Genomic DNA, 22,861 nt, shown 5'->3' on the forward strand with positions numbered 1-22,861 from the left:
ATTCGATTCTAAACAAGTATAATTGTATTCTCTGGTAAACAAAATCCAACGATTTTTGCTTATTAGAGAATACAATTATCTTTTTATAGAAAAATCAATAAGTTATAGAAGAATCAATAAGCCCTCCATGGAGAGTAGATACTTAGCCTTTGACAACATAGAAATCGGATTCAACAACGAAATTCCACTTGGGTTGTTTTTGGGGGTGTCAAAACACTTTTCTTTAGGAAAGTGCTTCTGCTGCACAGAGCTTTAGCAGGGGTAAGTCTTTCAATTTGAGTATTATGACACCATCTATTTCCCAATAATCACCTCACACACCTTATCCTGAAATGCCCGTGCCTTAGCCGCCGAAAGCACATTCTGGTTCATAATGGCAAAGGCTACTTCATGTCCGTTTTTCATCTTCAGATAGCCCGCAAGCGCATTTATTGCCGTAAACGAGCCTGTTTTGGCATGAACATTCCGGAAGGCAGGAGTACCTTTCATCCTGAATTTCAATGTTCCGTCCACCCCGCCAACGGGAAGAGATTTATATAACATCTGAAACACCTCTGTTTGCGAGTACGCATATTTCAGAAAGTCCACCAGCAGGGCAGGAGAGAGGTAATTATAATTGGACAGTCCGCAACCGTCGGCAATCTTATAGTCTTTCGGGTCATGCCCCAGGCGACGGATCAATTTCATAATCTCGACAATACCATCTTCGGCAGCTACCTGCTTCTTTCCCGTAGCCTGCGCCCCTAAGCGACAGAGCAATGCTTCCGCATTGAGATTATCACTCTCTTTCATCAACTGGTTCAGCGCTTTCTGCACGGGAGTATTCCAGCAAGCCATCCGTTCTACAGTCACACTATCACGAGGCAATTCGGCAAAGCCATACGACTGGGGAGTCGTGATTCCTTTCCCACGAAGACGCTCCAGGAAAGTATGCATAAAGAAACGGGGAGAGTCGTAGATGTTTACATCGTCCTTCCTGATTGAAGTGACATTTCCCGAAACAAGGAGATTGTTTCCATTCGTCAACCAGTCTCTCGTGAAAGAGAATTTCCCGGCAGAAGAGGTACGCGTTTTCGTCTGATTCGTCACTGTATAATAGGAGGATACAGGTTGACAGGAAACACTCGCGGTATCTCCCTGCACCGTAGAGGGAACAACAGAAACCTGTACAGTCCCCTTGCAAAACATCAGTGGAGACAAATAGGGCTGATAGCCCGCAGGGGTATCGTCCCATGCCCATCCACTACCCCAATAAAGAGAGTCTTTCATCGAAACATCGCCGTACACCTGTCCGTTAATCACCGAAAAAGGGAAAGTGATTACCTCTTCTATCAATGAATCCATCGACTGGCTGTTAAATTCAGGATCGAATCCGCCTACCACATACAGGTTGCCTTGCAAAGTATCATGCTCTATCACGCCATCGTGCCATACTTCCGTGCGGAAAGGCTCGTTGGCTTCGAGGCGGGAAAGTGCGGTAATAGCCGTCAGCAGCTTCATAGTAGAGGCAGGACGGGAAAGTTTCTCCGCACGATAGTTATAAAGTGATTTCTTAGCCGTCAGATCGTAGACGGATATACCGACCTCGGATGCTTCGGGGAGCATCTTCTTGATAAGCGAATCTATCCGGGAGAAATTTTGTTGTCCCCAAAGTGGCAACAAACAAACTGAAAGGGCGACCAACAAAAGACTTTTTTTCATACAATACAGTTTATGACATCAACAAATGTACAATGACACATCACCATACAAACTATTGCCAATAAGGCCGGAGTGATTATATATTTTCTCATCATATATTTGATTTTATCAGTAAGATACCCGCATCAATGAACGATCGCAGATATCGGAATCCGTTTATAACACTTCCCGGAAAATCTCTCCTACCGTAGGATGCGGGAAAACAATCTTTTTCCATTGCGCTGCCGTCAATCCGAGCTCAATGGCAGTGCCCGCAAGAGTGATAATCTCCGAAGCCGGATTGCCCAATACATAGGCTCCAATCACCCGTTGCTGTTCATCCAACAATACTTTGCAGACTCCGTTCACGCCCTCATTCTCCGCCACAAAACGACCGGAGTAAGCCATCGGAAGTTTGATAACCTGATAATTGATTCCTTTCGTTGAGGCCGATTCCTCCGTTTCACCCACTCCGGCAATCTCCGGATTGGTATAGACTACGCCCGGAATAGCCCGATAACTCATGGCATCTTCCTTTCCCAAGATGGAATGTACGGCAACTTCCGCTTCACGAACAGCCGTATGAGCGAGCAAAGAGAATCCTGTCAGGTCACCACAAACATACACGCCCGGCACAGAAGTCTGCATCTTTTCATTAACTCTGATAGCGCCACGCTCTGTCTTCTCCAAATTCAAGTTTTCGAGCCCGAAACCTTTCGTCACCGGGCGACGGCCGACACTCATCAACAGCTTTTCTGCAATGACACTGCCGTTTCCCTCCGCGTTCTCATAAGAAACAACAACCCCTTCTTCCGTCTGCGACAAGCCGACCACTTTCGTACTAAGCAGGAATTTAATACCTCGTTTTGTATATTCTGCACGGAGCAAAGCGGAAAGCTCCTTATCCATTCCACCCAGGATTTCGTCCATCATCTCAACCACCGTCACTTGTACTCCCAAACTGTTGAAGAACGACGCAAACTCCATACCGATTACCCCGCCACCAACAATAGCCAAAGAAGCCGGCAATTCTTTACTGTCCAAAGCATCCCTGTGCGTCCAGTAGTTCACCGCGTCCACTCCCGGAATAGGGGGAATGAAAGTTTCCGAACCCGTACATAATATCAGATTCTCTCCTTCGTAAGTCTCTTCCCCGCAGCGAACCGTATTTTTATCAATGATCTGCGCTTCTCCTGATACAATTGTAACATTGTTGGCAGTCAGCTTCGCTTTCACTCCCAGCACCAGTTTACGCACTACCTTACTTTTACGCGCTATTATCTTAGGCAAATCGAAAGAGACTTCCGGGATATTGACTGCATACTTTGATGCATGTTTTGCACTGTCATAAGTCTTTGCCGAATACAACAATGTTTTCGTAGGAATACAGCCTTCGTTCAGACAGACGCCACCCAGACTATTCTTTTCGATAAGCAATACGCTCAAACCGCCTTTACCGGCAGTTTCGGCAGCCGTATATCCCGCAGGACCGCCACCGATAATAATTACTTGATATTTCATAGTATATAATCAGTTAATCTTTTCATTATTATCAAAACATGCTACGATTCATCCGCTTGAGAGTCTACAGGGTCTATTGCCTCCGTGGCCTTTATTTTCTTTGCGAACATTCTCTTTTCGAGTAGTTCTGCAAATTCCTGTTCCTTGACAGGCATCACCGAAACAAACTTCCCTTTTCCGTATTCTATCAAGATATAATCCGTTACCGAGAAACGGCCGAATTTCATGGAATGGTATTTCCTGACTGCGGTAATTTCGGAAAGCGGGATGATCTTCTTGCGAATAAAACGACCACGTGAGACTTCCAGATCACCGTTTGTTGTCAATGTATAAGTAGTGTGTATAATTTGTTCGATCACTACAATCAGCATCAACATAAACAGTACCGCCACTAAGATATACTTACACCACAATGCGCCGACGGCATTCACAGTAAGCACCACCAACAGGAAATATTGGTACCAGGCGATGCGGGCATGAAAAATTCGATTCATTTTGTCAGATTTTTGCCTGCAAGGTAGCAATTTTATGAATTAGTGACAACGAAAAGTACAACGAAGTAACTTATTTTGTAGCTTTGCGGTGAGAAATAACAAGATTATGGTAAGAAAATTCGATTTCCTCGTTATCGGTTCCGGAATTGCCGGTATGAGTTTTGCGCTGAAAGTGGCGCACAAAGGTAAAGTTGCTCTTATCTGTAAAAGTGGGCTGGAAGAAGCCAATACGTACTTCGCCCAGGGAGGTGTAGCCTCCGTCACCAACCTTCTGGTGGATAATTTCGACAAGCACATTGAAGACACAATGATTGCCGGCGACTGGATCAGTAACCGTGCCGCAGTAGAAAAAGTAGTGCGCGAAGCTCCCGCACAAATTGAAGAACTGATTAAGTGGGGAGTGGACTTTGACAAAAACGAGAAAGGCGAATTTGACTTGCACCGCGAAGGCGGACACTCGGAGTTCCGTATTCTTCACCATAAAGATAATACGGGAGCGGAAATTCAGGACAGCCTGATTAAAGCCGTACAACGCCATCCGAATATCACGGTCATCGAAAACCAGTTTGCCATTGAAATCCTGACACAGCATCACCTGGGAGTGACTGTAACCCGCCAGACACCGGACATCAAATGTTATGGTGCTTATATCCTCGATCCGAAAACGGGAAAAGTAGATACCTATCTTGCCAAAGTGACGCTGATGGCTACCGGTGGAGTAGGAGCCGTTTATAAAACAACCACTAACCCGCTAGTCGCTACCGGAGACGGCATCGCCATGGTTTACCGTGCCAAAGGTACGGTGAAGGATATGGAGTTTGTACAATTCCACCCTACCGCCCTATATCATCCGGGAGACCGCCCTTCTTTCCTGATAACGGAAGCAATGCGTGGTTACGGAGGTGTACTGCGTACAATGGACGGCAAAGAGTTCATGCAGAAATATGATCCCCGTCTTTCACTCGCTCCCCGTGACATCGTGGCACGCGCCATCGACAACGAGATGAAGAACCGTGGAGACGACCATGTATATCTGGACGTCACCCACAAAGATCCCGAAGAAACAAAGAAACACTTCCCCAATATCTACGAAAAATGTCTTAGCCTAGGCATCGACATCACGAAAGATTATATCCCGGTAGCCCCGGCCGCCCATTATCTCTGCGGAGGTATCCTTGTCGACCTGGACGGACAATCTTCCATCGAACGTCTTTATGCCGTGGGAGAATGTTCCTGCACAGGATTGCATGGAGGCAATCGTCTGGCTTCCAACTCACTGATAGAAGCAGTCGTATATGCCGACGCTGCCGCCAAGCACAGTCTACAAGTGGTCGATCAATATTCTTATAATGAAGATATTCCCGAATGGAACGATGAAGGAACCCGTTCGCCGGAAGAAATGGTGCTCATTACGCAAAGTATGAAGGAAGTGAACCAGATTATGAGTACGTATGTAGGTATTGTCCGCAGCGACCTCCGTCTGAAACGTGCCTGGGACAGACTCGATATTATCTACGAAGAGACTGAAAGCCTGTTCAAACGTAGCGTAGCGTCCAGAGAAATCTGCGAATTGCGTAATATGGTGAATGTGGGTTATCTGATTATGCGCCAAGCAATGGAGCGTAAGGAAAGCCGCGGATTACATTATACGATAGATTATCCTCACGTGAAGAAATGATTATGAAAACATTGATTCGGACCTTTATTCTTTTCTTCTGCATAACGGGACTAGTTTCCTGCTATGCAGGTATTCCACTGAAAAGCGGAAAATCGGAAAATAACCAGACTTATGAAGTCAGTTATCTGTTCGAGCACGACGGAGTGAAAGTGTACCGTTTTCTCGATTTGGGAAACTATGTGTATTTCACGACCCGGGGAGATGTAACCAGTATCAAGAATGATTCAACGGAAGAGAGGACGATTACTATTTATAAAGACAGTATACCAAACCGATAACGAAAAGAGGCTGTCTAATTAGTCTCTTTTTAACGATTTCACCCCTATCAGCAGTTCAAATAATGACTCTGACAGGGGTGATTTCTTTTTTTCGGGGCATGTTAGACAGCCTCTTCCTTTATTTAAATCATTCGAGATTTATCTATTCATCCGTAGATTAATAGTTTTCCTTCTTCACCTCGAAATAAGCCTGTGGATGCAGACATGCCGGGCAAACTTCAGGAGCTTCCTTACCGATTTCAATGTAACCGCAGTTACGGCATTGCCATACCACTTCGCCTTCTTTAGCGAATACAGTCATATTTTCGATGTTATTTACGAAGGCAAGATATCTTTCTTCGTGACCTTTTTCTGCGATGGAGATATTGCGGTACATAGCAGCAATCATCGGGAAACCTTCCTGTTCTGCCACGTCGGCAAAGTGAGGATAATCCAGTGACCATTCTTCATGTTCACCCGCTGCGGCAGCGCGAAGATTTTCAAGTGTATTACCAATTACACCGGCCGGATAGCTGGCAGTGATTTCTACCATACCGCCTTCGAGGAACTTAAACATACGTTTTGCATGTTCTTTTTCCTGATCGGCAGTTTCAGTGAAAATAGCCGCAATTTGTTCGTAGCCTTCTTTTTTAGCTGCACTTGCGAAATAAGTGTAACGCATTCTAGCCTGTGATTCTCCTGCGAATGAAGTCAACAGATTTTTCTCTGTTTGAGTTCCTTTAATACTCTTAGCCATAATTCTATATATATTTTAAATTGGTTGATTACCAAACGTAACTTGTCGTACTATTTATAACGCAAATATAAACGATTTGTTCACAATAAACCACCTTTTCTTAATGAATAAAAACTATCACCTCATTGATGAAATCTATCAACAGACAAATAGTATGTTCAAAAACATACTTATTTCGATTATTTTATCTAATTTTGCAACCTCTACTTTGCAAAAAAGAACAGAGTACACGTATAATAACATCTAAAAATGAAGCTATTTGAATTTAAACCCAAACTGGTTTCTTGTCTAAAGAATTATTCGAAAGAAACGTTTATGGCGGACCTGATGGCCGGCATCATCGTAGGTATCGTGGCGCTTCCACTGGCTATCGCTTTCGGTATCGCTTCGGGAGTTTCGCCCGAAAAAGGTATTATCACCGCTATCATTGCGGGATTCATCATTTCCCTGTTGGGAGGCAGCAAAGTCCAGATCGGCGGTCCTACGGGAGCATTTATCGTCATTATCTATGGCATCATACAACAATACGGCGAGGCCGGACTGATTGTAGCCACGCTAATGGCGGGCGTACTCCTTGTATTATTAGGAGTGTTCAAGCTGGGAGCTGTCATCAAATTCATTCCTTATCCTATCATCGTCGGATTTACCAGCGGTATCGCCGTCACTATTTTCACGACCCAGATTGCCGATATTTTCGGTTTATCTTTCGGAGACGAGAAAGTGCCGGGAGACTTCGTCGGGAAGTGGCTGATTTATTTCCGTCACTTCGACACGATCAACTGGTGGAATACCATCGTTAGTATTGTCAGCATTATTATTATCGCCATCACTCCGAAGTTCTCAAAGAAAATTCCCGGCTCGCTGATTGCCATCATCGTAGTGACGGCAGCTGTTTACCTGATGAAAACTTTTGGAGGGATCGACTGCATCCAGACAATCGGCGACCGTTTCACCATTAAATCGGAGTTGCCCGATGCCGTTGTGCCTGCGTTGGATTGGGAAGCTATCAGGGAATTGTTTCCGGTAGCTATCACCATTGCCGTATTGGGAGCTATCGAATCGCTGCTGTCTGCCACGGTAGCCGACGGTGTGATAGGCGACCGCCACGATTCCAATACAGAACTGATTGCACAGGGAGCTGCCAATATCATAGCTCCTCTGTTCGGAGGTATTCCTGCCACCGGAGCTATCGCCCGTACCATGACGAATATCAACAACGGAGGTAAGACACCGATAGCCGGAATCATTCATGCAGTAGTATTACTGTTGATTCTGCTCTTCCTGATGCCACTCGCACAATATATCCCGATGGCATGCCTTGCCGGAGTACTGGTCATCGTATCTTACAACATGAGCGGATGGCGTGTATTCAGAGCTTTACTGAAGAATCCGAAATCGGACGTTACCGTACTGCTTATCACGTTCTTCCTGACCGTTATCTTCGACCTGACTGTCGCTATCGAGGTGGGACTGGTGATTGCTTGCGTCCTCTTTATGAAACGTGTCATGGAGACTACCGAAATCTCAGTGATTACCGATGAGATTGACCCGAATAAAGAATCGGATATTACCGTACACGAAGAAAACCTGATGATTCCCAAAGGTATAGAAGTATACGAAATCAACGGCCCTTATTTCTTCGGCATCGCTACCAAGTTTGAAGAAACAATGACACAACTGGGAGACCGCCCGAAAGTACGTATCATCCGTATGCGCAAGGTTCCGTTCATCGACTCCACAGGTATTCATAACCTGACTGCTCTCTGCGAAATGTCGCAGAAGGAAAAGACTACCATTATTCTTTCGGGAGTCAACGAGAACGTGCATAATGTACTGGAAAAAGCCGGATTCTACGAGTTGCTGGGAAAAGAGAATATCTGCCCGAATATCAACGTAGCATTGGAAAGAGCGAAAAGTCTGGTAGAATAACGCTGTTTATCAGTCACTTGCAAGCTATATATAGCTTGCGTATTGGACATATAGATCCAATGTGTATGGCATATATGACCTGCGTGTTGGATCTATATGTCCAACACGCAAGCTATATATAGTCTATTTAATCAATCGCCACCTTACTAGACTTAAAAAATAATCCGCGCTTATGCGTCGCCCTCCACACCTGCCTGGCTTGTCTTACTCCAGCATCACTTCATCAAAAAAGATTCTCGATGTCTGTCCCGGTCTCACATGAGATGCAGGACAAACTCCCGGACCTTTGGCGGTCACACGTACATAACGGGCCTGTGTGCCTCCCAGTTTCAATGACAGGTTTTCTATAAAATTCCCTTCACGGAAAATCTCTTCAGACGTGAAGCTCTGCACGACGGCTTCGCGGAACTTGGAGTTATCATCCGAAACTTCCACCCTCACGGATGCCGGTTTATGGATAGCCATTCCATTGTTCGTGATGGATCCCAATGTCAACGTGTTCAGCATTTCCGGCTTCAGCAAGTCAATCGTAAAAGAGACAGAGTCATTGTCCGCCCATGAGCACCACTCGAAATCCGAATATTTCAGGCTTCCGCGTATTCCATTCGTCAGGAGCTTTTCAGTCGGATTGGTTCCCAGTACAGGTTTGGCGGTAGCCAGATTCCATCGGACAGGAAGTATCAATGTCTTTCCCATCTGTCTGCCGTGCGCAAAAATTGCACCTTTTAGGGTAAGCGCCTCTTTTACAGGCACTATTTTTTCGTAGAGCGGTGAAGTTGCCGTAGGTTCGCTGCCGTCCGTCGTATAATGTATCTCCATATCAGGACGGATACATTCCAGTTTCACCTCAAGCATTCCGTTGTTTGGAGTTACTGTATGCTGGATATTGTACATTGAATGGGCGTAAACGATGCCTTTAGCTGTCAGATGCTCATTATAGGCATCCAGTCCTTTCAAAAACGCAGTCCAGTCCTTGTGTTCAGGCTGTGTCCATGCCACTTCCGCCAGGGCGGCAAGACGGGGGAACACTAAATAATCGACATCTTCCGGCTTATTGCAGAACTCCGTCCACATAGATGCCTGTACGCCCTTTAACAAAGAAGCATATTCCGGTTTCCAGTCCGCTTGCACAGGTTCGTAATCGTAGATGTCTTTCAGCGTGTTATTTCCAAAATAAGTTTGGGGTTCGAACCATTGCGGGCCTTGATAACGAATCAGATACAAGATGCGGGCAGGGGTCATAATGAACTGATGTCCTTTTTCCGCGGCTTTCAAAGCAGCCGTACCAAGTCCGCGCCAGCCTTGGATGATAACACCTTCCGGCAGGAAACTGCTATTTGTCAGTTCATCCCAACCTATCACTTCGCGTCCTTTGCTGCGTACATAGTCGCTCATCCGTTTCATAAAGTAACCTTGCAGGTCTTCTTCGTTGGCAAGGTGCTCTTTCTTTATCCGCTGCTGGCAAAGCGGGCATTTTTTCCAGTACCCTTTCTGCGCCTCATCTCCTCCCAGATGAATATATCGTGAAGGGAAGATTGCCATCACTTCATCTAAAACATCTTGCAAGAATGTAAATGCACTATCGTTTCCGGCACAATAAATCACTCCCGAATTACTTCCGCCCAAACCCGGAATTACTCCGATGTAAGTGTCTACTACGGGGCAGGCCAGTTGCGGATAGGCAGCCAGTGCAGCGTTGCTGTGAGCCGGCATATCTATTTCGGGGATAATTTCTATCTGGCGGTCGGCAGCATAGGAGACCATTTCTTTAATATCTTCCTGTGTATAAAATCCACCGATAGGAGTGGGCTCACCCGGTTCGGCGTTACGGCGGAAATAGAAGGGAACGTCCATGCGGTTCACTCTCCATGCTCCCACTTCCGTCAGGCGGGGATATTTCTTGATTTCCAATCGCCAGCCGTTATCGTCCGTGAGATGGAAATGAAGCGTATTGATTTTGAGCATGCCCATACAGTCGATGATACGCAACACGTTTTCCTTGGGGATGAAGAAACGGGCGGCATCCAGCATCAATGCCCGATAGCCGAAGCGTGGCTCATCCTGAATGGTTACTGCGGGGATACTCCATCGGATATTCTTAGCCTGTTGATTGCCTTCAACAGCCGACGGCAACAATAGGCGGATGGTCTGTAATGCATAGAAAAAGCCTTTTATATCCGATGCCTTTACCTGAATCTGTTCCGGAGTAACTGCCAACTGATAGGCTTCGCTTTTTAAAGAAGAGTCGATTGTAAAGCAGACATGGCTCTTCTCACTGCCACCTATTGCCAACTGTGGGGTGATCCCCGAGCTTCTCTTCAATAAGTTTATAAAGTTGCGGACGATGACAGCCTGCTCATGGTTCTCTACCGAAAACAGCGTTTGAGAAGAGAAGGTAAAGTTGCCCTCTCCCGGCACGACCTGCGCCGGACGGGGAACTATTGAAATAGGGGGAGATGTCAAGTTGGCGGCATGCATACTAATCAAAGACGTCAATAGCACGAGAATAATTAAGATTTCTTTCTTCATGGTAATAAAACTTTTAAGAGTGAAAATGTCGAAAGAGATGCATAAACACCTGACTTCCGACATTTTATCAATTAATCTATTGAAAGCAGAACACTATATTAGTAGAATAATTGACCTGCATTTGCCCAGTATGTCACACCTTCGTCCGAATACGTGCTATTCGTATAAAAACGAATCCAATCAATTTCCATCATAGGTGTATTCGGATCGGTCTTAGGTTCGGAAATAGCCTTCAATACACTATCCCATCCGTCCGGACGATTGTCTGCCGGAGCAAAAAGGAAATCCAAAGCCAAGCCATCTGCAGGAGCAAAACCCCAAGAACTTGTCGAAGGGACATCTACATTCGTACTTCCATTGATTCCTACTTTTATTCCATCTGTAGTCAATTCTACCCAATAAATATTATAATCACCAATTTTGGGGAGTGGGCTTGTTTTAGTACCATCTTCCATTGTCGAGAAAACACCTTGTGTCACCAAGTTTCCTTTCGTATTTCTAAGAATATCGATTCTCTGTATTTGTTTATCAAATACGCCCCCAGGTGCATCTCTAAGCTCAATGACCGGAACAATACCCGTACGATCTCCCGTCACACGCACTCTCATTTCTATACGCATTCCCGGATTGATGTGTATAAAACGGGTAGAAGCACCTGAACCGCCTCTTCCAATATATACAGCAGCCGAACCGTAATCTCTACTCGCACCAAGTCCGTCTCCCGGTGTGGAACCAGCTTGTACCCACAATTGATAAGTACCGTCTTCTGTTACATTAGAACATTTATCGCGATTAGCAGCAAACACATCTTGTATTGATTTAGTTGGAATATAATTAAAAGACCAATGCCTATAGTTACCAAACGACGTATTCGGCTTCGTCGGCATACTCCACCCGAAAGAGCTTTGTATAAAATGGAACTCTACGCCACTCCAGAATTTCCATCCTTCCTCTGCTAATTTCTGGTTGGGATGCGAAGTTAACGAAGCATAATCAGTTCCAGGTTTAGCACCCGTTTTTCCGGTTATTTCTACAGACGAGCTTCTGTCACTCCCCCACCAAGCATCGAATTTGCTTTTATTGCCTTTAGATACAAATGGATATTCCGGATGTTCATACACCAAGGTCGGATCATACATATCCGGATTGGCAAGAGATTCGAGGTCAGTCATCATAATTACTAATTTATCAGACTTCATCGGATTAGCTTCAGAGTTTGAAGTGAAATTCAATGTCAACTCCTTGTCTCCTGTCTTCGCTCCATCCATAACTAAAGATATAGGGTCAGTTTTTGCGTTCAGCGCTCCTGCAGGAATAGTCAGTTCACTGGGCAAATTTTCAAAAGAGCTCTCATCCTCCGCTTTTGCGCTGATACTTACCACAATAGGTATTGCCCTCGGTTTATCCAGACTGGCTACCAACACAAATTTATCACCTTCCGTTACTATATTGTCCGCATTGCCTTGTATTGCCATATTTACCCGATAGTAATCGGACACTTTCATAGGAAAACTAGGGTTACCAATCTCGTATCCGCGGGAAAAAGCTACAAAATTAAAGTTTTTACTTCCTTCCAATCCAGTTTCTTTCAGAGGGAACTCAACACGAATACTCTTCTCACCTTTCGGAAAAGTAACGATGTTATGAAAATCTTTGAATACGCCGGACACATCCTCCGTACCAGTTTTAGCGGTAAAATAAATATCAAAATCTTCGTTAGCCAAAACCTCGCTTCCATCCTTATCCGGATTAATATCCAAATCGACAACTAACTTTTCGCCCATTACAAAAGTCGTATTATTGACAGTCATCGTAAAAGGAACAGCTTGTGGTAAAGGCAAATACTTAGTTTCATCTTCACATCCCATCAAGCATACACCCAATAGAGATATTGAAAATAGTTTGTAGAATATATTCTTCATGTTTTTTTCTTTATAATTATCAATGAACTTAAGTTGATGCTTCTCAATTTTTGCGCCACCCCGGATTCTGTGTCAGTTCTTTATTCAATGATATCTCGCTCGGTGGAATCGGAAGTAGATAATCACGTCCCGCATCAAACTGGAACCCACGTGGAAGAACATTTTTCAGTGGATCCAAGTAATCGTTATTGTCTACCAGAATTTGAGCCAATTCTTCATTCTTCGGATCAATTGATTTATATAAAACGCTGCCGGCTCCAAAGTAAGCGCCTCCGCCACGTTTCCCCTGGAATAACTTATGTGCTCTCCAACGCATCAAATCATCCAAACGCATTCCCTGCAATGGCAGTTCAGAGCGTCTTTCCCGACGGATTTCTTGCAGATTGGCAGAAATTGTATAACCAAAATCAGGGAAATTGGGATCAATAGCTGATGGAGCGAGATAAGTGACTCCGGCCCGTTCGCGTAATGGCTTTATAGTCTTCTCCAAAACAGCAGCGTCACATTTTCCCAATTCTTCCGCAGCTTCTGCATAAGCCAGCAAGGCTTCTGCATAACGAATCATTGGAGTGGCAGTTTCTCCCTGCCCACTTACGAATGTAGTATCAATTCCCATACGGATATGATAGCCGGTAGTATTACTCTGATTTCCGGTACTTACAATTTGAGGAGGATTGATTAAATCTTTATCTTCCTCTGAATAAGCCTTCACCAGCATTTTCTTAGCTCCTTTCACTGTCATCGATTTGTATTTACAGTCCGAATGCATTACAGTGGCCAGCAACCGACCATCCCTATCCTTAAAAGATTCATTGAAATCTTTAAATTTTGCGGCTGTGGGATCAATAAAGTTGCCATCCACACTTAAATAATTATCTACTAATGATTGAGAAAGTCCGGCTGGTCCTTCAGCATCACACATTCCACTGGATAAATTCGTATTTAAACTGTGAACCAAGTTGTCGGCAATTGAATATTTCTTCCAAAACAACACTTCCTGAGTAGCCGACAAATCTTTTGAATTGAACAGGTTTCCATACGCATCATCAATATTCTTCACTGATTTATCATTCTCTTTTGTGTTTAATGTAATACCCATTTGAAACAATTCATCCCCCAAAGTAAGTACTTGCTGCAAAAAATCATCTGATTTATACTCGGCAGCGGCAAAGTCAGTACCTTTATGATATTTCTCCCACGTACCTTCAAAGAGTGCCACTCTCATCGCCATAACCATAGCAGCTTCTTTACAAATACGCAATCCCTGATATTTGCTGCGGGAATATAGCAACTCTTTAGCTGCCTTCAAATCATCAAGAATGAATTGTGCCACTGCCGAACGATCACGTGCCGGAATCTGTAACCCGCCAACGGTAGCGTTTCCATCCCAAAACTTGTCCATCACAGGAATACTGCCGAATTTAGTCAACAAGTAATAGTGCCAATATGCACGAAAGAAATAGGCTTCTCCTTTCAGAGATAATACTTCCGCTGTTTCTTCAGCTGCCGGTACTTTATAATATTCTAAGAAGTAATTGACACTACGTAGATTCTGGTATCCTTTCTGCCATTCTGTTACGCCTCCGATAGATTCTTGCAACTCCCCGTTCATACGCCTGTCATACACCATGGCTACCATATTATCACTATTCTTTTCTTCTCCCATTATTCCCATGCCATAGGCACCTGCAGAAGGAAGAGCAATATACAAACCATTGACATAATTAGTCACGGCACTTTGATTCGTCAAGAATGTCTCGCTACTGGGCACCACCAAAGGCACTTTATCCAGAAAGTCAGAACAGGAAGTCAATAAAGTACCGGCTAAAGCTACTGCTAATAAATATATTTTTTTCATCATTATCCTCTATTTAAAAAGTAAAATCAAGTCCGAATACAAAATTCCGGTTTAGCGGATACACCATACCATTACCATTAGATACGACCGGTGAGGTTAGACCCGGAGCCTCTGTAGTAGTACCTCCAGCCATTCCGTTCACCTGATTAAGCGTTTCCGGGTCAAACTGTTTTGGCAATTTTGTTACAGTAAACAGGTTATCGCATGCTACATACAATTTCAGTCGACTAATACCGATATGTTTTAGCAACTTCTTATCGAAATTATATGATACAGTCAGGTTCTTCATACGCATATAAGCTGCATTCAGTAAATAGCGAGTTGAATTATACCCTGTATTTACATAAAAGTCCTGATTATTTTTCCAGCTAGTCAGACGAGGCAAAAAGCCATTCGGAGTCTCCGGGCTGAAATAATCCAGATGCTCCTTGAAGTTGTAGCTACCTGCACTAAACATATAGCTACTTCCCGAAATCGGGAAATCCCTTTTTGCCACTCCTTGCAATAAAGTAGATACTTCAAAACCCTTATATCCCACATTCAAATTGATACCGAACGAATATTTGGGAGTTGTATTACCAATAATCTTCAAGTCACCATGATTGTATATCGTACCGTCACCACCATCTATTTTCCCATCATTATTGGAATCTATATATTTCAAATCTCCACGACGCCACATGTCATCCGGCTTGAGCGCACTCATATCCACCTTTCGCAAGTAATCATCAATCTCACGGTTTGTCATGAAAAGGTCGTCAGCCTGATACCCCCAAATCTCACCAAGATCCATCCCTTCATAATATCCTTTATTAGGACCATACCCGGTGTGATTATTGTAAATGGTTCCATCTGGATTATTATATTTGGTAACGACAGCCTTATAGCTAAACACATTGAATCCTACGCCATAACTAAATCCACATTTCAGCTGATCATGCCAGTTCACCGAAAGCTCCCATCCGCGGTTACGCAATGTAGCATTATTTATTTTAGAGCGGTTTTCGGAAGCTATACCACTAATATCGGGAATAGCTTCGGCCGGACCAATCATATCCCTTGTCATGCGCTGGTATATATTTGCTTCTAAAGAAAGCCGATTGTCGAACAGCATCAAATCAAGTCCCAAGTTTGCATTATCCACTTTTTCCCATGTAATAAACGGACTTACCATTTTAGGGGTCTTTGCTATCGTTCCCTTGATAGCACTGGCAGAAGAGGCAGTAGGCAATAACCAACCATTAGATCCCAAAGCATCCAATGACATAGTAGCCAGATAATCGTATAATCCGGCTCCATTCTGATTACCCAGACGACCATAAGACACACGGACTTTCAATTGAGACACCGGAAGTTTCAGCCTCTGGAAGTAATCTGTTCTGGCAATATCATAACCAGCAGAGAATGAAGGGAAAAATCCCCAACGGTTTCCTTTTGCAAAACGTGAAGAGCCATCATAACGCCCGCTGAACTCAAAGAAATATATATTGTCATAATTCCAGTTCAACTTAAGGTAAGCCCCCATTGTAGCCCAATGTGTACGATCTTCTCCGGCTATGACGTTCCCGCTGGCATTTGCAAAAGAAAAGATATCATTACTCATCATTCCATCTTTATACATATACTCATTGGAATCTTCTTTCATTTCCATTTGGAATCCCGCCATTGCCTTGAAAGAATGTTTTCCCCATTGCTGAATATACATACTGGACACATTAGGCGACAAATAATAATTGAACAGACTTCCACGGGCATAAGAACCGAACTTCATTAACTTCCAATCGATATTCGGATAAGAGAATCCTTGCCTGCGTCCAGTAGCATCACCCGGTTTTAGCGTCCCTAAAGGAGTTTCATATTGCGGATTCTCATATAGAATCATATTGTTATTTTCTACATCAAAACGTATCTTCATTTCAGCCGTAACATCCCATCCTTTCATTAGAGTAGCCGTAGCGGATACTGACAAGGCATCTGAAAGCCGATTATTTTCATAATTCGAATTTTGCATGAAAAGCGTTTCGTTCCAGCTGGGAATATTATATTTTGAATCAATCGGCAAATGTGTAACTTGTGACGGACGATGCGAACCTATCTTATTATAAATAATAGACTGGTTGGGCATCGGACGTTTTATCATTTGCAAAGTTATATTATTATTTAGGTTGAATCTCAACCAGTCAGTAGGCTTCGCCTGTAGCTTTGTATTCAGATTATACTTGCTCAAATCATCCTTAACATGATCCAGAAAGCCCTCCTGATAGACATATCCCATACCGATATAGTAGTTTATCTTCTGCGATCCACCCTGTACACTCAAATTATGTGAATGACGAATGGACTTATCCTTGTAATAGTATTTAAACCAATCCGTATTGCCATACTGGGCATAATATGCACTAGCCCAGTCTTCTCCGTTACTAGATACATCTATTCCCGGAAATTCCTCTGAATATGGATTCTGCATGAATCCCTTAATCTTTTCTATAACCGAGTCTGAGATTCTATTAATCCCCGAAGCAGATGCACCGGCATCATACAAAGCATTATTATAATAAGCAAACTCCAAAGAATTCATCATCTGTGGAGTACGGATAGGAGAACTAAAACCAACTGTTCCCGAATAACTTACTTTAGCTTTTTCCGAATTTCCACTTTTAGTTGTAACCAATACCACACCATAGGCGGCACGGGCACCATAAATCGCGGCTGCCGAGGCGTCTTTCAACACACTGATACTAGCAACATCGGCGGGATTCACATTCTGCATACTTTGTTCGATTCCGTCTACCAATACATACGGTTCGCCACCATTGATAGAGCCAACACCACGGATATTGAATTTTATATCCGTACCCAACTCACCTCCTTTAGCTCCTCCCATTGCATCCGATGCGAAATTTAATCCTGCTACATTACCTTGCAAAGCGCTGGTGAGGTCCGTTATGGGACGATTGACGATATCATCTCCTTTCACTACAGATACCGCCGCCGTAATTGTATTTCTCTTTTGCGTATCCATACCGACAACAACAACCTCATCAAGCACTTCCGTGTTTTCCTTCAATACGAATCGATTGTTTTGTAATTTTGTAATTTTCACATCCAATGGAGTATAGCCAACATAACTTATAGAAAGCGTTTGCCCCGCTTTTCCCTGAACAGAAAAATTTCCGTCCAAATCCGTAATTGTTCCGGTTTTTGCACCTTTCACCATCACACTGGCGCCAATAACAGCTTCTCCCTGTTCGTCCACTACTTGCCCCGTAATCATCTTTTGTTGGGCAATGACCCCTATCGGCAATAAGAATAGGAAAATCAGAAGAAAAACAAGTCGTTCTTGTATCTTCATTAATTTTTCTTTTTTCATAATATTACATTTAATAATTAAGATTACATTTACTTGGGATTATTAATCTCATAAGCAACAAACTCCTCTTGTATCGCTTTCAACAATGATTTTTCATTATTTACCGACACATCGGACCCCCAACTCATTATTCCTCTATAGCCTTCCTCACAAGCATACTTCGCTTTTTTACGAATCGTATTCTGACCATTAAGAGTATACGTTTTGCCATTATACGTAAATTCATCCAAAGCAACATCCGAAAGTCCACCATTTATAAAATCAGAGTAAGAGACTTGTTCTCCATTTACACCGGTAGTCCCGATAAAAGGCACACCGAGAACCAGTTTATCTGCCGGAATCCCGTACTCAACAGCCATTTCTGCATCTTTTACAAATTGCTCGTAAGAATATCGCATCACTGCCGGTCCGTAGCATTGGTAAGACATAAAATCCAAAGCTTCAATCGCATTTTTCGAAATTTTATAAGCAACCGGATGAAGGGATACGGAGAAACATACGTCTTTGCCAAGTATCTGTCTGATTTTCACAATCGTCGCACTGTAGTTAGCATATTCTGTCTCCGTAGTAGGCCATTCAATATCAAGGTCTACTCCATCAAATTCATATTCCTTCAAAACACTCTTCAAATTATTAGCAAATGCGGTACGCGTATTATCAGCACTCATCATTTGCCTCCATTGCCCGCTGCCGAATCCTAATCGTAATTTTCGGCTGTCATTACCTGCCTGAGCTGCCAAGGTTTCGCGTATTTTTTTCCAACGGTCCAACCAAGTGTGAGAGTCCTTCCCCGGATTGGTAGAATCATCATATTGCCAATAAGCCAACACTTTTGCTACCATATTCCAATTATCGAATTTTATACCATTCTTCCCACCAATACCTGCTGCCATACTCCAAAAAGAAGTTTCATCCAAACGGCCTTTGAAGTTTTCACCTATATAAAAATCGGCACGGGCAGTAGGCAATACGATTTCTTTGTCAAGCGTAGAAGACCACGCATCTACAAAAATCCTGAATTGCTTTTTATTGCCATCATAATCTACCGCCAGATAATGCCAAGCTCCCGGAGCCAAACCCTTGGCATCCACATAGGTACCTGCTGTCACTGATGCATTTCCCAACGCCCAGCTCACAGTCTGCTCGTTAGCACCTAATTGTAAGGCAGCCAACACTTTATCTCCACTTGTTTTTTTAAAGATATATGCTCCGGGCACCCACTCATCTATAAATATATAGGTAGCAAAAGTGAAACTTTTATTAAATGTCTCTTCTGTAGAATGCAATAATCCATCTTTTCCATTCATTTTTCCGGTTCCGTCAAATTTTATCACACCGCTACGTCCCTCATAAGTAGCTTCATGCGAAACCCCGCCTGTAAAAGTTGCATCATTTATAGGCAAGTCAAAAGCTATATCTCCATTAGCATAAGGACGCGCAGCCAAATAAATAAGATCATTGCTGACAATCAGATTTTCTACCGGAATACGGTTTAATTCGAAAGGGTCACCACCAATGTATTGACAATTGATTAATGTTTTCTCAGCCGGATCATCCACTCCCGGCTGTCCGGTGATTGCTCCTTCAGGGGGCATTCCACCCGGAACTTCTACCCATTTAGTGTCTTTACAAGCTGTTAGCGATACTAACACGAAAAGACATAAAAAGAATTTGTTTCTCATAAATTTAAGTTATTAAGATTTTCTATTCGCTGACAATAAGAGTCTCCATTAATCAAACAATTGGTTTTTCTCCTAAAATCAACGTCACAAAAATAGGTACAACAACAAAAATCAATATTTAAAAAATAGCCATTAAATATTCACTTTTCACCAAATCAACCCGTTCCATCGGAGAAATGGTTCTTATCTCAAAAAGACAATGATTAAAACACCCAACTATCCGGTTCTGACCTTGCCAAAACCCTCTTATTGAATATTCATGTTATAATCCGGTTTCAGCCGTTTCAGTGTTGTCTGCAAACGCCTTGATAGGAGGAAATAGCGGCTGAAAGCGGAAAAAGACATCCCTCGCAGAAAGATACTGCAAACAAGGTAAAGTGCTTTCAGCGCATTCAGTTTTTTCAAATTAGCTGATGGATCTATATATCCAGCGTAGTAGGTATATATACTCACCACGCTGAATATATATGTCCAACAAGCGGGGTATATAGATTCATCACATGGGCAAAAGTCGGTGTTTGAACAAGTTCATAATCAAATCAAATTTCTACTCTCTAATTCCACCATCAGAGAAAGATTAGTAAAGCTATTTCGTAATTAGTTTCAACCATATTTGAAACTAAAAGTTTCACGCCTGGAAACAAAGTGTTTCACCGTATGAAACGAAGTGTTTCACACCGAGAAACGGATTGTTTCAAGCCTTGAAACAATTTTTGAAACTAATCGCCACAGGTGAAGAGATGGTGAAGTTATTGCACTTCACCCACAAACTCCTTATTCATCGAAGAGATAGAGAAAAGGTGAAAGGGGAGATGGAAAGATGAAAAATAAATATCCAGTGGGGAAATTTATTCGATGCTGTAATGATTCAGTACTATACCGAAATGAATATTACTTTATAAGCTCTCTACTTCTTTTCCTGATAATTAACAGCTATCGAATGCTGTATCTCAAGAATTTACCTCCTCGCAAACTCTCATTTCCATACCTTTATACACTACCACAATCTTGTGTAGTTGCGTAGTGCCAATAGCGTTCTTCACCCTGTCGGTGTCAGCATAGCGGTTGGCCTGGGCAATAGCTTCCGCCCGCAATTCCTCCACCCGGCTTTCGGGGTCTTTGTATCTGGCATACTTCAGCTCGATGATGTAGCTATGGCTCATGTCAGGGTAAATCTCCAGCATGGGAGACAGGAAAATGTCAACATATCCGGATTGCGTGTCTGCTTCGGAGATGGGACGGTAGAAACGGTTTTGCGCTGTCATGGCAAGAGTGAAGCCATGTACGAAGGATTCTCCTTTCTGCTTGTCGCGCTGAGAGGCGTAGCGTTTCAGGCAATCGGCGATGTAGTCGAAGTAAGATTGCCATGCACCACGATATGCCAAGGCGGAAGATAGCTCATCTTTTTCATGGTTACTGAAACTGAGGTCGGCTTCATTGTATGTATTCAGCAGATAAGTATAGAGTTGTTCGCGCACTACCTGGTTGGGTATGATGAGTTTGGTCTTGCCTTCAAATGTTCCGCTCACGGTGAGCATGCCGAAGTAATAGAGCAGGCTCACGAAATTATCGGAATCTACAATGTTGGCAGCTGGGAAACCGTCTTTCAACTCGCCGGTGATGTATCCCTGGCTCACTAAAGTCTGGATAATGGAGGCATCGTGCGCAAACTCTTTATCCTTGCGGATAAGCATACGCAGTTTCTCGTAATCGATACGAATGTTACTTTCTATCATATTTCGCGGTGCCTTTCCGTTATTATCAATATAGTTCTTAACGAAATAGAGCACCATATTGGAGTTGTACAAGGTTGGCTGATCATAACACTCCTGCGCAAAGCAATAGTTGTCATACCACGGTTTCATAAGTTCTATCAACTCATCTACAGTGTGATGGAATGGAGCTTTAGTAGAATAATAAGTCAGCATTTCGCGGACTTCGTCCTCGGTGAAACCCATCATTGCGTTGAATTTCGGTGTGAGGGAATAGTTGGTGCCAATATTAAATCCACTGGTGAGGTCATCCATCGTGACGGGACTCACTCCGGTGATGAAGCAACGCTTGATGCTGGAATAGGTTCCGGCTTTCACCCTATTGAAGAAGGCGCGCAGGTAGCCTTCCTTGTGGGTCTCTTCCGTATATCGGTGAATGCTTTCGGCATCCGAGAGGATGGCATTGGTGAAGTGGTCATATTCGTCAATGAAAAGATATATTTGCTGCCCGGCAAGTTCACACTGATGATATAGATAATCCAACTGCTCAACAGCTCCTGCTTTTTCATTCAAGACTTCCTTAATGCCTTTCGGCAGGTATTCTGCATAAATATCACAGAAATAATCGAAGCTGGTATTGCAATGTGCATCCAACCCTTGACGGTAGTTGTGCAACTCTCCACTAATTCCTGAGAAATTGAGATACAGCACCAGATAACTGTTACGGTCTCGTGTGGGATGCTTTCCGATATAGAGGTCGCCAAACAGGGCATCGAACTTGTCACGTGTACGCACATCATAATAGTGTTGCAACATGTTCAGCGTAAGGCTCTTGCCGAACCGGCGCGGGCGGATGAAAAAGAAGAATCTGTCCGATTGTTCTATTACAGGGATGAACGAGGTTTTATCCACGTAATAATAATTATCAAGACGAATATCCGCAAAGTTCATCATGCCGTATGGCAGCAACTTTCTTTCTGATGATACATATTCCATAATCCGGTGTATTTATGAGTTCACTTTTTATCAGTGCAAACAAAGATACGCTCTTTCCACTACTTTCACAAACAAATGATTTTAAAAATGTTCTCTGCCCTGATACTCTTCCATGAGTACTGCAAGAAACAATAGATCAAAATGGACTCATCATCGTTGCTTTCTTACACACCTTATCTATAAACATGTTCATTTTGGTCGATATTGCAATGAGGTCCTTATATGCTTCGGCATATAATTCTTCCCGGCTCATACCTGTCAGATACATACTTGTTTTTATATAGGAAACAAAGGTAGTATTTATCTCCAGACCGGACATCATCCGTCGGAGTGTTTTTCTTAGAAAGTTGGATATACTGAATGTAAACCAGACCCGGTTCTTCATTAGAAACATCTTACCAAACCCACAAAGAAGCACTTTTAGCGATTTTTAAAAGCCTATTGGTAAAAATTGAAACCAACCCGCTAGACAGAAT

General features: G+C 43.2%; 14 protein-coding genes. 3 read left to right on the forward strand and 11 right to left on the reverse strand.

Annotation, left to right across the window (positions count from 1 at the left end; translation table 11 throughout):
- Positions 1–294 precede the first annotated feature (294 nt).
- The 3 genes from dacB to KTR06_RS08005 all read right to left on the reverse strand — a co-directional run bounded on the left by dacB (position 295) and on the right by KTR06_RS08005 (position 3,695).
- Positions 295–1,701, reverse strand: coding sequence for a D-alanyl-D-alanine carboxypeptidase/D-alanyl-D-alanine-endopeptidase (dacB, locus tag KTR06_RS07995; protein ID WP_217290176.1), 1,407 nt, complete (start codon positions 1,699–1,701; stop codon positions 295–297).
- A 156-nt stretch (positions 1,702–1,857) separates the two neighbouring features.
- Entirely contained in the window at positions 1,858–3,201 is a 1,344-nt protein-coding gene (gene lpdA / locus KTR06_RS08000; RefSeq protein WP_217290177.1) for a dihydrolipoyl dehydrogenase, read from the reverse strand.
- Between the two features lie 41 nt (positions 3,202–3,242).
- Positions 3,243–3,695, reverse strand: a complete 453-nt coding sequence (locus tag KTR06_RS08005) for a PH domain-containing protein (RefSeq protein WP_087318029.1) — start codon at positions 3,693–3,695, stop codon at positions 3,243–3,245.
- A gap of 106 nt (positions 3,696–3,801) precedes the next feature.
- On the opposite strand from KTR06_RS08005, the gene nadB reads away from it, so the two are divergent.
- Together nadB and KTR06_RS08015 are read left to right on the forward strand one after the other, a co-directional pair.
- Complete coding sequence (nadB, locus tag KTR06_RS08010; protein ID WP_004298834.1) at positions 3,802–5,373, forward strand: L-aspartate oxidase; 1,572 nt, start codon at positions 3,802–3,804, stop codon at positions 5,371–5,373.
- 2 nt (positions 5,374–5,375) lie between these two features.
- On the forward strand, positions 5,376–5,651 hold the full coding sequence (locus tag KTR06_RS08015; protein WP_118196237.1) for a DUF4884 domain-containing protein: 276 nt from the start codon (positions 5,376–5,378) through the stop codon (positions 5,649–5,651).
- A 157-nt stretch (positions 5,652–5,808) separates the two neighbouring features.
- On the opposite strand, the gene rbr is transcribed toward KTR06_RS08015, so the two are convergent.
- Positions 5,809–6,387 carry a rubrerythrin gene (gene rbr, locus KTR06_RS08020; RefSeq protein WP_004298806.1) on the reverse strand — a complete coding sequence of 193 codons (579 nt, stop codon included), beginning with the start codon at positions 6,385–6,387 and terminating at the stop codon, positions 5,809–5,811.
- A 249-nt stretch (positions 6,388–6,636) separates the two neighbouring features.
- Between rbr and KTR06_RS08025 the strand changes: the two genes are divergently transcribed.
- Entirely contained in the window at positions 6,637–8,316 is a 1,680-nt protein-coding gene (locus tag KTR06_RS08025) for a SulP family inorganic anion transporter (protein ID WP_151923249.1), read from the forward strand.
- Positions 8,317–8,520: 204 nt separating this feature from the next.
- Here the strand turns inward: KTR06_RS08025 and KTR06_RS08030 are convergent, their stop codons facing one another.
- The 7 genes from KTR06_RS08030 to KTR06_RS08060 form a co-directional block, all read right to left on the reverse strand.
- On the reverse strand, positions 8,521–10,845 hold the full coding sequence (locus tag KTR06_RS08030) for a family 20 glycosylhydrolase (protein WP_217290178.1): 2,325 nt from the start codon (positions 10,843–10,845) through the stop codon (positions 8,521–8,523).
- Between the two features lie 98 nt (positions 10,846–10,943).
- Entirely contained in the window at positions 10,944–12,767 is a 1,824-nt protein-coding gene (locus tag KTR06_RS08035; protein WP_008023682.1) for a DUF5006 domain-containing protein, read from the reverse strand.
- A 43-nt stretch (positions 12,768–12,810) separates the two neighbouring features.
- A complete protein-coding gene (locus KTR06_RS08040) occupies positions 12,811–14,625 on the reverse strand; it encodes a RagB/SusD family nutrient uptake outer membrane protein (protein WP_008023680.1) in 1,815 nt (604 codons plus the stop codon).
- 13 nt (positions 14,626–14,638) lie between these two features.
- Complete coding sequence (locus KTR06_RS08045; RefSeq protein WP_004312870.1) at positions 14,639–17,995, reverse strand: TonB-dependent receptor; 3,357 nt, start codon at positions 17,993–17,995, stop codon at positions 14,639–14,641.
- Positions 17,996–18,024: 29 nt separating this feature from the next.
- Positions 18,025–19,677, reverse strand: a complete 1,653-nt coding sequence (locus KTR06_RS08050; RefSeq protein ID WP_217290179.1) for a glycosyl hydrolase family 18 protein — start codon at positions 19,675–19,677, stop codon at positions 18,025–18,027.
- A 950-nt stretch (positions 19,678–20,627) separates the two neighbouring features.
- Complete coding sequence (locus tag KTR06_RS08055) at positions 20,628–22,385, reverse strand: AAA family ATPase (protein ID WP_087318020.1); 1,758 nt, start codon at positions 22,383–22,385, stop codon at positions 20,628–20,630.
- Positions 22,386–22,521: 136 nt separating this feature from the next.
- Positions 22,522–22,770 carry a hypothetical protein gene (locus KTR06_RS08060; RefSeq protein ID WP_254306406.1) on the reverse strand — a complete coding sequence of 83 codons (249 nt, stop codon included), beginning with the start codon at positions 22,768–22,770 and terminating at the stop codon, positions 22,522–22,524.
- Positions 22,771–22,861: the final 91 nt, after the last annotated feature.

This window comes from Bacteroides sp. MSK.20.12, from assembly GCF_019052435.1.
In the GTDB taxonomy this organism is placed as follows: Bacteria; Bacteroidota; Bacteroidia; order Bacteroidales; family Bacteroidaceae; genus Bacteroides; species Bacteroides xylanisolvens.